The sequence below is a fragment of the Marinobacter maroccanus genome (genome assembly GCF_002933275.1).
In the GTDB taxonomy this organism is placed as follows: Bacteria; Pseudomonadota; Gammaproteobacteria; order Pseudomonadales; family Oleiphilaceae; genus Marinobacter; species Marinobacter maroccanus.
Genome location: NZ_PSSX01000002.1, coordinates 40151 through 54523 on the forward strand (window position 1 = coordinate 40151; position 14373 = coordinate 54523).

10 protein-coding genes are annotated in these 14373 nt (G+C 58.1%); 7 read left to right on the plus strand and 3 right to left on the minus strand.

Annotated elements, in window-relative coordinates:
* Window positions 1-30: 30 nt before the first annotated feature.
* Together KEHDKFFH_RS02770 and KEHDKFFH_RS02775 are read right to left on the minus strand one after the other, a co-directional pair.
* On the minus strand, window positions 31-2487 hold the full coding sequence (locus tag KEHDKFFH_RS02770) for a YbcC family protein (RefSeq protein WP_104320512.1): 2457 nt from the start codon (window positions 2485-2487) through the stop codon (window positions 31-33).
* Window positions 2484-4103 carry an NADH-quinone oxidoreductase subunit L gene (locus KEHDKFFH_RS02775; protein ID WP_104320513.1) on the minus strand — a complete coding sequence of 540 codons (1620 nt, stop codon included), beginning with the start codon at window positions 4101-4103 and terminating at the stop codon, window positions 2484-2486. Before KEHDKFFH_RS02775 ends, KEHDKFFH_RS02770 begins: the two co-directional genes overlap by 4 nt.
* A 100-nt stretch (window positions 4104-4203) precedes the next feature.
* Here KEHDKFFH_RS02775 and KEHDKFFH_RS02780 point away from each other — a divergent pair, with 100 nt between their 5' ends.
* The 4 genes from KEHDKFFH_RS02780 (at window position 4204) to KEHDKFFH_RS02795 (ending at window position 8454) form a co-directional block, all read left to right on the plus strand.
* Window positions 4204-5115 (plus strand): LysR family transcriptional regulator, encoded by a 912-nt coding sequence (locus KEHDKFFH_RS02780; protein WP_104320514.1) that lies wholly within the window; start codon window positions 4204-4206, stop codon window positions 5113-5115.
* A 90-nt stretch (window positions 5116-5205) separates the two neighbouring features.
* Window positions 5206-6696, plus strand: coding sequence for a flavin-containing monooxygenase (locus KEHDKFFH_RS02785; protein ID WP_104320515.1), 1491 nt, complete (start codon window positions 5206-5208; stop codon window positions 6694-6696).
* Between the two features lie 81 nt (window positions 6697-6777).
* A complete protein-coding gene (locus KEHDKFFH_RS02790; protein ID WP_104320516.1) occupies window positions 6778-7455 on the plus strand; it encodes a FadR/GntR family transcriptional regulator in 678 nt (225 codons plus the stop codon).
* Window positions 7456-7458: 3 nt separating this feature from the next.
* Window positions 7459-8454: a bile acid:sodium symporter family protein gene (locus KEHDKFFH_RS02795; protein WP_104320517.1), complete on the plus strand. Its 996-nt coding sequence runs from the start codon at window positions 7459-7461 to the stop codon at window positions 8452-8454.
* Window positions 8455-8468: 14 nt separating this feature from the next.
* On the opposite strand, the gene KEHDKFFH_RS02800 is transcribed toward KEHDKFFH_RS02795, so the two are convergent.
* Window positions 8469-9113 carry a molecular chaperone DnaJ gene (locus KEHDKFFH_RS02800; RefSeq protein WP_104320518.1) on the minus strand — a complete coding sequence of 215 codons (645 nt, stop codon included), beginning with the start codon at window positions 9111-9113 and terminating at the stop codon, window positions 8469-8471.
* Window positions 9114-9243: 130 nt separating this feature from the next.
* Here KEHDKFFH_RS02800 and KEHDKFFH_RS02805 point away from each other — a divergent pair, with 130 nt between their 5' ends.
* The 3 genes from KEHDKFFH_RS02805 (at window position 9244) to KEHDKFFH_RS02815 (ending at window position 14340) form a co-directional block, all read left to right on the plus strand.
* Window positions 9244-11394: a TonB-dependent receptor plug domain-containing protein gene (locus KEHDKFFH_RS02805; RefSeq protein WP_104320519.1), complete on the plus strand. Its 2151-nt coding sequence runs from the start codon at window positions 9244-9246 to the stop codon at window positions 11392-11394.
* 110 nt (window positions 11395-11504) lie between these two features.
* A complete protein-coding gene (locus KEHDKFFH_RS02810; RefSeq protein ID WP_241956414.1) occupies window positions 11505-12404 on the plus strand; it encodes an ABC transporter substrate-binding protein in 900 nt (299 codons plus the stop codon).
* Window positions 12397-14340, plus strand: coding sequence for a HAMP domain-containing hybrid sensor histidine kinase/response regulator (locus tag KEHDKFFH_RS02815; RefSeq protein ID WP_104320521.1), 1944 nt, complete (start codon window positions 12397-12399; stop codon window positions 14338-14340). Before KEHDKFFH_RS02810 ends, KEHDKFFH_RS02815 begins: the two co-directional genes overlap by 8 nt.
* Window positions 14341-14373 lie beyond the last annotated feature (33 nt).

Sequence of the window (14373 nt, forward strand, 5' to 3'; positions counted from 1 at the left end):
CAGTGGCGGCCAGCGCTGGCCGCCCTCTCATCACACTACTGCTATCCAGCTGCCATTGTCGTAACGTTCGGCACCGTTGTCGGTCATCCGATGCAGGCTCACCCACTGGTTTTCCACCAGCGCCGCCACGTCAGGTTGCTTGTGCAGGACTGATTCAATCCGCTCCGCAGGGGCATCAATCAGAACCGTCAGGCGAACCGGTTCATGGCGCCAGTAGGTGCCGTCGTGAACAGACTGCAACGGAAGGCCAATTCTCAAATGCGTGCCATTGCCTTCCACCACTCCGACATTGCCCCCAACCACCGAATGCAGCAGTTTGTTGCCGGAACCATACACTCCCGGTACGGTGACCGATGCAAAGTACTGGAGGTTGATCCAGTTGGCGACAACCATGGGTGCCGCCAGAAGTGCCTCAAGAAGACCGCCATCGTTGTCCAGTTCCGGGTCGTAGTCGTGCAGGAAAACCCGGCCCGACAGATTGCAGCCCCGGGTCTTGTCCCGTTTGGCAAAGATGATCGCGGCATTGTTGGCCAACCCCCACTCCGGGCGCACCTCGGACCAGTCCCGGGTGCGGGTTTCCATGGCCTGTTTGAGGTTTTCATCGTCCAGACCATTCAGTTTCAATGGTGTGGCCCGCTCCTTGCGCACGCGGATGCCGGCCTCTTCAAACCCGGTTTCCAGGTCAGCCAGCTTCTGTACGTGGGAATCCGGGACCAAATGGCGATCGGCAATCGTAACCTTGTCCGTCGCTGTGCAATGTTCGGCAGCCAGCGCCCATGTGAAATCCGGGATCTTGATACCTTCGGCTGCCAGCCCCGCCCGAACCTGGGGATCATTCACCAGGCGAGCCGCAAGCCGCGCATTCACGCCGCCGCTCTGACCACCGCAAGCGCCGCAGTCCAGACCCGCCTGGTTCGGGTTGTTGTCGGTATGACTACCGTGGCCCACCAGGACCAGCAAGGGTGCGAAGCCCCTGGTGAGTGACATACCACGGAGCATGTTTGCAGCCAGCGCCACCTTCTCGGCATCCGATAGCGGATCTCCCCCATGGTTGTGCACCAATCGACCCTCAACGCCCTCTTCCTCTCTGGCTTTGTGGCCTTTCTTCAATGAATCTTTCACCAGTTTCCAGGCCCAGGCCAGCCCGGTTGTCTCCACCAGCGTGAAAGTCGACAGGCTGGTATATTTCGCCTTTCTTACTGATTCCCGGGCGATCTCTCTCTGATCCCGTGATCGATTCTGGGCCAGGTCCTCGCGCAGGCTGCCCCTGGTGTCGATTAACCGGTACGAGGCGGGCAACAGCCCCGGCAAACGGCGGGTTGGAGCGTAGGGTCCATGGGGCTGGTGGTCTATGGGCATTCCGAAGAATCCGGCAAAGCCGAGTGTCTGAACACCGGGGAGAACATACTCAAGGTGCCGGCGCATCACTTCCGAGCGGACATCAATACAGAAAACGGCCTGAGCAACCGGTGTTTCGCTTTCCGGATCTGATGCAGGTTGTCTTTCCGGAACAGCCGCGAGTGCCCGCCAGAGCGAACGCTGATAGCCGATTTCAAAGGCACGCTGCCAAACCCATAGCCTGCTGCGGTTGTCATGGTCACCGCTGCGACGCGCCCGCGCTCTCTGCTTCTGCCACTCGGCTTTCTGGCCCGTGGAAGCAAAGGCAACACCTGCGCATTCCCAAACCAGCATAATGGCCAGAATTTCCGAGCAGCGGTCCGATGAGCGACCCTCGAGGCCGGCCCGCCAGTCCTCGCCGCGGCACCAGGACGCCCAGCCGTTCACTTTCAGCAGCAAGCTGTGGCACAGGGCCTCCAGCTCCTCTCCTGAGACATGAATCCGCTTTATGGCGTCCAGAATGGCCTCATCCATGTCGTCAGGCAGGGTTTTGAAGAAGGCCCTGGCGCCCTTGAGCCCGGTACTGAAATCCAGCGACAGATCCTGGCGGATTGACTCCAGCCAGAACTGGAACAGACTCGTGTCCGTGTTATCGCCAGCGGCTGACCAACGACCCTGTCGCTGATCGAAGAAGGCGCCACAAACCCGCGACACCTGATCACACGCTGTGTCGGCCAAACCAGCGCCTTCGTCGTCGCCGCTTGCATCCTTGTACGTATCGAGAATGGAACTCCTCAGGGGCGCTGCTGTAGAAGGATTGCGACCGAGCCAATCCAGGTACCAGGCAATGTTCCGCTCGTCACCGCGCTCGGCGATGCTGGCCTGCAGATCCTCCTCGCGGATTCGGCCGCCCTCCCAGGCCTCCCGGTAGTACTCTGTTGGCATGAGCATGCTGAATCCGCCGCGCTCGCCGAGCACCTGATCGGCCCGCGAGGCCGGAAGATGACGCAACCCCCAGAACGAATTCACAGCAATCCACTGGTCCAGGGGCCAGACCGGGGCGATCAGGTCGCAGGCCTGCCGGAACGGCTTTCGCCAGCCATCGTTCATTACCTGCAACTCAGGTACCGACACGCAGACGTTACTCATGATCTCTCCTCCAGTCTGAACGGATGATGGGGAACCCGGCGAAACATGGTGGGCACCTTCAGGGCTTCCGAAGCCAGGAATCGCGTCAGCCGATCAAACGGCAACTCAAGGTAAAGCCCCTGGCGGAAATGGGCACAGAGGCCGCGAGTTGCCGGGAACCGGGCGCCAAACACGATCATCAGGGAACAGGCGGCCAACAACGTGACCATTGCCGAAGCAACCGCCCAGGCTGCAGTCGGGATAGCGAACCCTTCATGCACGGGCACTGCCGGGCCAACCATGAAGTGCAAAAGTGAGTAGACGGGGACCAGAAGCACCGCCAGGCCGACAAGACGCAGCTTCACGGGAGTCGTTGCTCCGGCCGGAATGCCCATTGCCGCTGCAGACACCGCCAGCACCAGCAGCGCTCCGAATACCGGGTTGTTCTCGACGATCCAGGGCGCCTGGACCAGAATGGCAGCCGCCACCAGGCCGGTTGAGCCGGCCCAGAACAGCCGGCTGGCCGTCGGCGATTCCGGGAAGCGAGTTGCTGCTGAAACGGCTACGGTACGACCGGAGGCCAGGAAGGAATGCGCCTTATAGAGCGAATGCGCCAGAAGGTGCAGCAGAGCCAGGGTGTATGCCCCCATACCGATTTCGAACAGCATAAACCCCATCTGGGCGCAGGTAGACCACGCCAGAGCATGCTTGACCGAGTACTGGGTCATCATGGTCAGGACCGCAACGAAGGCTGTCATTCCACCAATCACCAGAAGAATCATGTGGCCGGCCGTGAAACCATCGAAAACCGGGAACAGGCGCAGCCAGAGGAACCCGCCCAGGTTGATAACCCCGGCGTGGAGGAGCGCAGAGACCGGCGTCGGGGCTTCCATTACCCGGATAAGCCATCCATGGAAGGGAATCTGGGCACACTTGAGCACTGCCGCCAGGGCCAGAACAACCGACGCAACCGTCAGCGCCGTGGATCCGCCGGCTCGGGCGGCCTCACTCTGAACCATCTCCGGCAGGTAAAAGGTGCCATAGTGAAGATACAGGGCCACCACACCGGAAATAACCAGTGCATCGCCCACCCGGCTGACAATGAACTTCTGGACTGCCGCCATGCGCGCCTGGGGACGGTCCTGGTAGAGGGTGAGCAAATGATGCAAGGCCAGGCTGACACCAATCCAGGCACCGGCCAGAATCAACAGGTGGTTGGTGAACACCAGAACCAGAACTGAGGCAACAGTCACCAGGAACCATGGGAGAAACCGGTCACGGCCCGGATCCTGGCTGAGATAATTGTCGGCAAAGCGCAGGATCACCCAGCCAATGAAGGCAACCATGAGGGCCATCCAGACTGCGATGCCGTCCGGGTAAAGACCAAATCGACCGCCAAGGGTCGCAAGAGAGTTGCTGTTACCCCCAACCTGGCCTTGTACCAGCAGCAACACACCCACCATCAGGGACGCAGCCATGGAGGCCACCATCATCCATCCGGCGAGGCGCCAGCAGTGGTTCAGCTTAAGGGGGCTTTTCAGCCAGCCACTCAGACCGGCCAGCACGAAAAGGCTCACCGGCAGCAGCAGCCAGATTGCGAGGATCAATAGCGATGACAATTCGGCGATCGGATTCATATCAGCAAACCTCCTGTTTGCGAGTACTTTGCCTTTATTCGTCCCATATAAAAAATGGTTTATACTGATCACTTCATTCTGTTTTTGAGAACGAAAAGCCATGAAGCTTAACTATCACCACCTCTACTATTTCTGGAAGGTTGCCCGTACCGGCCACCTGACCCGCGCTGCAGACTCGCTACATATCTCCCAGTCGGCATTGTCGGGACAGATCCGGAAGCTGGAGGAGAGCCTGGGCCATGACCTGTTTATCCGCGAGGGGCGGCGTCTGAAGCTGTCTGAAGCCGGGCGTATGGCTTTCTCATACGCCGAGGAGATCTTCCGGCAGGGTGAGGAGCTGACGGCGCTGTTTGCCTCTGGTGCCCAGCCCAACCGCGAAATACTGAGGATAGGAGCAGTCGCCACCCTCTCCCGGAACTTCCAGGAAGGCTTCCTGCAACCCCTGCTTAATCGGGAGGATCTGGAACTGAGCCTGCAAAGCAGCCACATTGATGAATTGCTTCGGCGACTCTCCGCCCACCGGTTGGACCTGATCCTGGCCAACCAGGCCGTACAGGGCGATGAGCAGAATCCATGGCGCTCCCGGCTGATTGCCAAACAGCCGGTAAGCATCATCGGCCCCCGGGGCATGGATATTCAGGGTGATTTTTCCGAGGTACTGCGCGGCAGGAGCCTGATTGTTCCGGGGCCCGACAACAACATACGCCAGGCTTTTGATCAGCTTTGCGAATACCACAGGCTGCGCCCGAACATTGCGGCAGAAGTGGACGACATGGCCATGATGCGACTTCTGACCCGGGATACCGGCCACTTCGCCATCATGCCGCCGGTGGTGGTGCGGGACGAAATGAAGAGCGGAGCCCTGGCGGACTATGGCGCTCTGCCCGGCGTCTTTGAGGAGTTCTATGCCATCAGTATCCGGCGTCAGTTCGAGACGCCGGCTCTCCGGGAGTTGCTGTCTCAAACCGAGGATAACTTCCTGACCCGGACACCGATTGGTCATTCTGACTAGCCCGTGTGGCGAAAAATGTCATCCTTTCAGGCTGCTTACCTCCGTATACTGGGGACGAAAGACGACAATAATAACGCCGGACACCCGATCATGACCCAGCATAGCAAGCGTGAACGCCCGTCCATTCTGATTATCGGTACCGGTTTCGGTGGCCTGGGCATGGCCATAAAACTGAAACTGGCAGGCTTCACGAACCTGACCCTGCTTGAGAAGGCGGACCGGGTTGGCGGCACCTGGCGCGACAACACCTACCCCGGTGCCGCCTGCGATGTACAGTCGCACTTTTATTCCTATTCGTTTGAGCCCAAGCACGACTGGTCCCGCAAATTTGGATTGCAGCGGGAAATACTCGGCTACATGGAGCACTGCGTTGAGAAATACCGGCTTGGCGATCACATCCGGTTCCATGCGGAGGTACAAGAGGCAGCCTTTGACGATCACTCGAACCAGTGGACGGTCACCCTGGCAAGCGGCGAGCAACTCACAGCGGAGGTGCTGATTACCGCCACCGGCCAGCTCAATCAACCCGCCTGGCCAAAACTCGACGGCCTGGATCGCTTCCGGGGCAAGATGTTCCACTCGGCCCGCTGGGATCACGAATACGACCTGACCGGTAAACGGGTGGCCGTCATTGGTACCGGCGCCAGCGCTATCCAGTTTGTCCCGGAGATTGCACCGATGGTCGAACAGCTGGACCTGTTCCAGCGTTCCGCGGCCTGGGTGCTTCCCAAGCCAGATCGTTCATTCAAGCACTGGGAGCAGACTCTGTTCCAGAAACTGCCGCTCTGGAATCGCTTTTATCGTTACCTGATCTACTGGAAGAACGAGAGCCGGGCCCTGGCGTTCACCAAATTCAGTGGCCTGCTGGAGTATTACGCCAATCAGGCGAAACGTGAGGCGCGAAAGCGGGTGACAGATCCCGCCAAACTGAAAAAGATCATTCCGGACTACAAGATCGGCTGTAAACGCATTCTCATTTCCAATGACTGGTATCCCGCCATTAACCGGCCCAACGTGAACCTGATTACCGACCCGATCGACCGCGTTGACGAGACTGGCGTGATCACCCGGGACGGCCACCACCATCCTGCCGATGCAATTATTTGTGGCACCGGTTTCCGGGCCTCGGAGTTTCTCTCGCCCATTAAGATAACCGGCCGGGGCGGCAAGACGCTCAACGAAGCCTGGCAAAACGGCGCAGCCGCCTTTAAAGGCATCACGGTCAGCGGCTTCCCGAACATGTTCATGCTGTATGGGCCAAACACCAACCTGGCCCACAACTCGATCCTCTACATGCTGGAATCGCAGTTCCGATACGTTCTGGAGTGCCTGGAAGCGCTCGAAAAATACCCACATTCCGCCATGGACGTCCGCCAGGATCGCCAGGACCGCTTCACCCATGTGGTGCAGAAGGGCCTGGAAGACACGGTCTGGAGCTCCGGTTGTACTTCCTGGTACCTGGATGCCAATGGCCGTAACACCATTAACTGGCCAGGATTTACCTTCACCTACCGGTTTGCCACCCGCCGGGTGGATACCGCTGATTACCAGTTCCTGTACCCAGGGCAAACAACAGGTTAAGTACCTGTTTTGCGGTTTGCCTTGAAGTACCAGCTAAATCATAGGATGATTGGGTTATCGGTTAGAAGGATGATAAACACCATGCTGGAACGTATCCGCAAGGGCTCCCTGGTGGAAACCGCCATAGAGAGCCTGAGAAACGCTATCGAAAAGGGCGATTGGTCTGTGGGTGATCGCCTGCCCGTGGAATCGGAACTGTCTGACTCACTTGGAGTCAGCCGCAACACTGTGCGCGAAGCGGTTCGGGTACTGGTCCACGTTGGCATGCTGGAAACACGCCAGGGCGATGGCACCTACGTGCGCGCCACCCGCGATGCCGGGGAAACACTGCGGAGGATTGCCCGCACCCAGCTGGCGGATCAGCTGGAAGTCAGGATCATGCTGGAAACCGAGGCCGCCAAGTTGGCCGCGGCCAGGCGAACAGACCAGGATCTGCGACAGATGACCACGGCCCTGGATGCACGCGCTAGAGCCGGAAGCGATCTTCAGGCCCGCATCCGCCACGATGAAGCCTTCCATCACGCGCTGGTAGCCGCTTCCCATAATTCCGCGCTGGTAGAGCTGTACGATTACTTTTCCCACGCGGTCAGCCAGACCATCGAGCAGACCGAGACCGATACGGATCTTCCGGAGCCCTCCCAGGAAGACCACGAACTGCTGCTGGCCGCCGTCAGGCGACAGGATGAGAGCAAGGCCGAGACCCTGGCCAGAGAGCTTTTAAAGCCCAGCCTTCAGGCACTCAAGAGTCGGGGATCCTGATTCATGAAGTTCCGTGTTGATACCTTCACCCTGCTGCTACTCGGCGCCATCGTATTGGCGACCTTCCTGCCGGCCACGGGCCAGGCCGGAGATGCCCTGGCAACGGCCGGAACCATCGCTGTCGCCCTGCTCTTCTTCTTCCATGGCGCAGCACTTTCCAGGGAACAGATAATTGCCGGCGCCACCCACTGGCGGCTGCATATCCTGATCACCTCACTCACTTTTATTTTCTTTCCGCTGGCAGTGTTGCCAATCAATGGCCTCAACGAAATAGCACCCTCGTGGATGCCGAAGGATCTTGGGCTCGGGTTCCTGTATCTGGGCGTGCTGCCCTCCGCGGTCTCTTCATCCATCGCCTATACCGCGATGGCCAGGGGCAACGTACCGGCGGCCATCTGCAGTGCAGCCGCCTCCAATGTTTTCGGCATGATGCTGACGCCGTTCCTGCTGTTGCTGCTGGTAAGTACATCCGGCGGTGGGGATTTCTCCATAGCGGAGGCCCTGAAAGACATCATCCTGCAACTGCTGCTGCCCTTTGCGGTGGGCCATGCCCTGAGGCCCTGTCTAGGTGGATTCCTCGGCAGAAACGAAACCCTGATGTCACGGTATGACCAGTGCGTGATCTGGCTGATTGTTTACTCAGCGTTCTCACATTCTGTGGAAAGCGGATTGTGGGAAAACCTGCCCCTGCAGGCCATCCTGTTCGCCATCGGACTGTGCCTGGGTTTGCTGCTGTTGTTTATGGTGTTTGCAAAGTTTCTGGTGCGGCGATTTGGCTTCAGCCTGGAAGATGAGGCGGCGGTGGTGTTCTGCGGCTCTAAAAAGAGCCTTGCATCAGGCCTGCCCATGGCGAAGGTTTTGTTCTCCGGCCATCCCGGTTTCGGCATGATCGTATTACCGATCATGTGCTACAACCAGATACAGGTGATTGTCGGAGCGATCCTCGCCCAGAAGTACCGTGAAAAAATTGAGCGAGCAAACGCGAATAAGGTTGGCTGACCGGACTGGCGGAGTTAACCGCCGCCCATCCCGCCAAACAGCGTGGCGAGAATCACCAGACCGACAATCCAGCCAATCACCGCCGGCCAGAAATTCACCATCTGGGGTGGCTGCTCACCCTGCTCTTCCGCCATACCGGGCTCGGGGTAGTTACGCTCGTCTGCTGCCTCAGGAGTTTCTTCCACGCTAAACCAGCCAAACCACTCCCCCAGAAACTGGGCAACCGGTGCCAGGAAAGTCCCGTTTTCAGCCATCGGGCGCACCTGGGGCTCCAGTTGCCGGCCAATTTCGCGCCGCAACTGCGGCTGATCGGCAGGCGGTTCGCACAGAATAGCTTTCCAGATGCCCGCATCCTTGCTTCTGGAAGAGTCATTGAGCAGTGCCTTGATCTGGATAACCACCTCACGGACTACTTGCCCATCGTTGGCATCCAGGGGACGTTCAGTCGCCTCGTCTGGCATTTGAGTCGGATGTGCGGGCTGAACAGGTTCCGCTGCCCGCTCTGCCGGGGCCGGCGCATCGCCCACCGCTTCCCGGAAGGCCTGCTCCAGGCTTCTGGCCTCGTCATCAGAGGCGAATTTGAGCTGTTGCTCATACGCATCCTGGATTTTCCGACGATCGCCGGTTGGCTCAATTCCAAGGATTTCCCAACAATTCATACAGCTGCAACTCCCGGGCCGAGATTCATTACATTTCAGAGAGACAAAACGTCTGTAGTCCCTTACGATAGGATCCAATCATAATAAAAACGCTTTATCCTTTTTCTCGGCAGATTATAGAACGTCAACCATGCATCAATCGACCAAAACGGCATGGGTTGGTAACCACCGCCCGCTCGTAACCGCCTTCGGCATCAGCCTCGCCCTGTCCGCCCTGCTGCCAGCCAGCGCGTTTGGCCAGTCTGATACACCTGACTTCACTTCCGGCTTGCTTGCCCTGGAAGGCGAACAAAGCGAAATCCCCGAAGTCCTGACGACGACACGTTTACGCCAATCGAAACTCCGCGTGCCCGGCACCACCACGATCATTACCGGCGACATGATCCGGGATCTCGGAATCATGACACTGGTAGAGGCGCTCCGGCTGGTTCCCGGCATGGTGGTTGGCCACTGGGGCAGCACCAACCCGGTGGCGACTTACCACGGCACCTCCCAATACGAACAGCGCCGGCTGCAGGTTCAGATTGACGGTCGCACCGCCTACAGAATCAGCCTGGCAGATGTAGACTGGCTGAGCATGCCGGTGGCACTGGAAAATATTGAACGCATTGAGGTGAGCCGGGGGCCCAATTCCGCCGCTTATGGCATCAACGCGTTTCTTGGAAGCATCAATATCATTACCCGCTCACCGCAAGACACGGCGGGCGTAGAAGCCTATACCTCGGTTGGGTCCCGTGGCCACCTTCGAACGTTTACCTCCGTGGGCGATACCGATGCCGACAAAAGCTGGCGGTTATCGTATGAAAAGCGCAAATCCAACGGCTTTGACAGTCAGATTGATGGCGGCCAGGAGATTCCCTTTCATGACGGCCACGAGATCAACAACTTCAATCTCGACAGCGTATTCCGGATTGACCGCCAGCATTCGATTGACGTGCGAGCAGGCGTTCTGGATGGCGTGAATGAAGAAGATCTTGAGAAATCCGGCAAGCTGGGAGCAACCACGAACCCGGACATCATCATGGATGACTACTACCTCCATGTCCGGTTCGACGGAGCGACCTCGCCTGATCACTTCTACCATATCCAGGCAAGCTATCAGAATCAGCGACAGAGGCAGCGGTGGACCGTTTCCGCGCCTGCAGCGGAGATCAATGCCCTGCTGCCGACAGGGCTCCCACCCTTCCCCGAGGACCAGGGTCCGTTCATCGCTGACCTGAACGAAGACCTGGAAGAAACCCGGCAGGAAATCGAATTCCAGGACACCGTTATTTTCAGTGACCAGTTCAAGCTGGTCTCGGGTGTGGGCTATCGCAAGGACTCGTTCAATTCGGAAACCTTCTTTAACGGCAAAGGGGACAATTACCAATCCCGGATATTCGCTAACGCTGAGTACTCACCCTTTCGTTGGCTGACCTTCAATGCAGGCGGTAACTGGGAGCAGACCACGACAACCGATGAAGACTATTTTTCGCCCAGAGCCGCGGCAAATTTCATCCTGAACAACAACCACGCCCTGCGGTTTGTCTTTTCCCGGGCGGTCCGCACACCCGATGCCTTCGAGCAGAATCCGGACTGGTCCTATACACCTACCAACGTTCAGCCACCCTTTGAGGCACTGGATGGCCAGAGAATCAAAGTGGAAGACATCCTGGACCCTACTACGTCCACTTACGGGCAGGAGCTGGAAGAGGAATGGATTACCTCCCGGGAGATCAGCTATTTTGGCCAGTTCCATCTGGAAAGAGCCCTGCTCTCGGTGGAGGTGCGCTACTTCAACGACGATTTCCATGACATGATCAGTGGGGTCATCAACGAAGAAGAATGGTATATCGCCAACAACGTTGATCTGGAGCAGGAAGGTGTTGAGCTGGAAACCTCACTGGAATTTTCCGGCACCAAACTTCGGGCCACCTACGCCTATCTGGAACAGGAAGGCCAATACACAGGCGATCCGGCCGCACTGCCTGTGGACAAACAGGAACGGGCTGTCGATCTACTTGCCCGACTCTCGGCCCGCGATTCCGGCAGCTTCGCCTGGATTCAGGATCTGCCCATGGGGTTCATGACGTCGGCGGCCATGTACTGGACCAATGAAGTCCGTGATACTCGGTTCGAGCGCGCCGATTTCCGTTTATCCCGCCGGGTGGACAAAACCGATTACAGTTATATGCTGGCACTGACGATCCAGCATTACCTTAACCCAAAGCCATGGATCAGCCCGGATAACCGGATTGAGGATCAGAACCAGTTTTTCGTTGAGGCTGGTATTCGTTTCTGAATTTAACAAGGAAAGCGCGAGCCCTGGACGGTATGGAACGAAGGTCAGGCACGATACACCAAGAGCGGGCCAATAGCGGAACCCGGAGCCTTTTTCCCAGGGCCCTCTGGGTGCTGCTTCTTACGCTGGTTTCCGCGTTTGCGCATGGCCAGGAGTCACCGGCGAGAAGTGTCTACTTCGCCGGTTCAGGCAACGCTCCCCTTGATCAACACCTGGTGCAACTCCTGAAAGGTGAGCTTGAGCCAGCAATTTCCTTGATAGAGGTTTCCGAGGACCAACTGGCCACGCTTGATAGCGGCCCGATTATCACGGTGGGACCCGCCGCTTTCTCCCGCGCTCGCCAGGCAAACCGTTCCGCTCACATTCTCGCGATGCTGGTTGATAAATCATTTATTTCAGGCTTTGCGGAACGCTCCCCCGGCCAGATCACCGGCGTTCTCTATGACGTTCCTCTGATCCGCCAGGCTCTGACCGGAAAGGCCATCCTGCCACAGGCTACCAAGATAGCCCTGCTGGCAACCGCAGACTCGGTGGAACTCTATGAGCCGCTGATTGATGAACTGCCTGCCTATGGCATGTCGGCCAGAATTTTTCTGGTCGACAGCAACGATAAGCTGATTCCAACGCTGGTTCGGGCCCTGGGCTATGGTGACTTCCTGCTGGCCGCACCTGACAGCGCCATCTATAACCCCAGAACCATCAAACATATTCTTCTGACCGCCTATCGTCGTAATCAGATCGTCATTGGACCGACTCAGGCTTATGTGAAAGCGGGATCCCTGGCATCCAGTTATGCGCCGTTCCCGGAGATGGTCGAGCTGGCCAATGATTTCCTGGAGAGGTTTTTCGAATCCGGACAATTTCCGGAACCCTCCTACCCGGAACATTTCCGGGTCGAAGTCAACGCTCAGGTTGCACGCTCCCTGAACATCCCCCTTCCCAGCCGTGAGGATATTGCCACACGGGTGGATCGACAACTGACCGTCAACGGGGAGGTGTCTGATGAGTAACGTCTATCGACAGCAACGCCCCCTGTCGCGCAAACTTTTGCTCCTCGGCGCGCTGCCGGCCGTTGTCATGTTCATTGTGCTTATGGTGTTCTTCACTTCCGCGCGCCTGGAAGACGCCCGCCGGGATTTGTCAGACAGCAGCCAGATGCTGGCGGACAGCCTGGCCCCTGCGCTGGAGTACGCCGTGGTTTCTGGTAACACCCTGGCACTGGATCAGATCCTTTCCCAGTCACTGCGCCGCAGTAAAGCCGACTGGATCCGCGTTTCTGACGTTATGGGCGACCAGATCGGATTCGTTTCCCACGAGCCGGTCGACCCCGGTGAAATGCCAGAACGCTATCAGATCTTTGAGGCCGAAATTCTCCAGCAGCCGCTGGAGCTTGGATCCCAGAGAACCGCGGAGTGGTTTGAGCCGGATTACGGCTTCGGCTCGGGCTCCCTGCGCGTTGGAACGGTTCAGGTTGGCGTTGGTCACGATGTCCTCGCCGACAGGCGACAGGATATTCTCTGGACCTCGATCGCCGTGGGCGTGGCTCTGCTTCTCTTCACCATTCTGATTATCAATCATTTTCTCGGGACGATTCTGGCGCCGATCCGGGATCTCGCTGGACGAATCGGCAAGCTCACCGCTGGTGACTATCAGGAACGCCCCCTTAATACTCATCAGAGCTCTCTGGAGATCGTCGCCATTGAAGAGCAGCTCAACCAGCTTGCCCGTCACCTGGCCGGCCTGAAAACGGCCCGGGACCAGACACTCGCCGCATCCGAAGGTGCCCGGGAGAAGGCTGAAATGGCTAACCAGGCAAAATCCGAGTTCCTCGCCACCATGAGCCATGAGTTACGCACGCCTCTGAACGGGGTGCTCGGCATGGTGGATTTGATACAGGAAGACTCACTGACCCACCGTCAAAGGGAGTATCTCAATACCGCCCGCCAATCCACCGAAGATCTGTTGACGGTGATCGCGGACATACTCGACTATTCAAAAATGGACAGCGGCACCCTGAAACTCGAGAGCCAGGAGTTTGATCTCCGGGAACTGATTTCAAACTGCACCGCTACCTATCGACATCTGGCTGAACAGCAGGGCCTGGCCCTCAATCTGAAATTCTTTGGTGACTGGCCGGACAACCCGGTTGTGGTTGGCGATCCGGCGCGCCTGCGACAGGTGCTTGCCGGCTTGGCGGACAACGCCATCAAGTTTACAGGCGATGGATTTATCAACATTCAGGCAGGTTGTTTCGCCCTGGAAGACAACTGCATCATTCTCAACTGCTCGGTGAGCGATTCCGGTTCCGGGATTCCGGTAGATCGACTGCAGGATATCTTCAACTCCTTCGAGCAACTGGATGGTGGAAATAGCCGGGGATATGGCGGCACCGGCCTGGGTCTCTCTCTGGTCCAGCGCCTGGTGGAACTCATGGGCGGCCACATTCAGGTAGAAACCGATTTGGGGAAAGGCTCCTCGTTCCGCTTTGAGCTACCCTTCGAGCTGGCCAATCCGACCAGTCAGCCAGAGCCTTCCGGCCCACCACCCAGGGAAGCCATCAATGGCACCAGCCACGCACTGGTGGTGGAAGACAACCCGGTAAACCAGCGCGTAGCCACGGCCATGCTCAAACGGCTGGGTTTCCAGACGGATTCCGCCAACAATGGCAAGGAAGCATTGGAGAGAGTCACCACCAATCACACTGGCTACGACATTATTCTGATGGATTGTCAGATGCCGGTGATGGATGGTTACGAAGCCACCCGATATATCCGGGAGTGGGAACAGAGCAACGGGCAGACGGGCACGCCGATTATTGCGTTAACAGCCGATGTGCTTCCGGGAACCGAAAAGAGCTGTCTGGACTGCGGCATGAACGACTACCTGGCCAAACCTGTTCGGAAGGAAATGCTTCGAGAGGTGCTCAGCCGCTGGATTCAGCTCTAGAGAAGCACCGGCGCCCTCGCCCGGGCGCCGGAA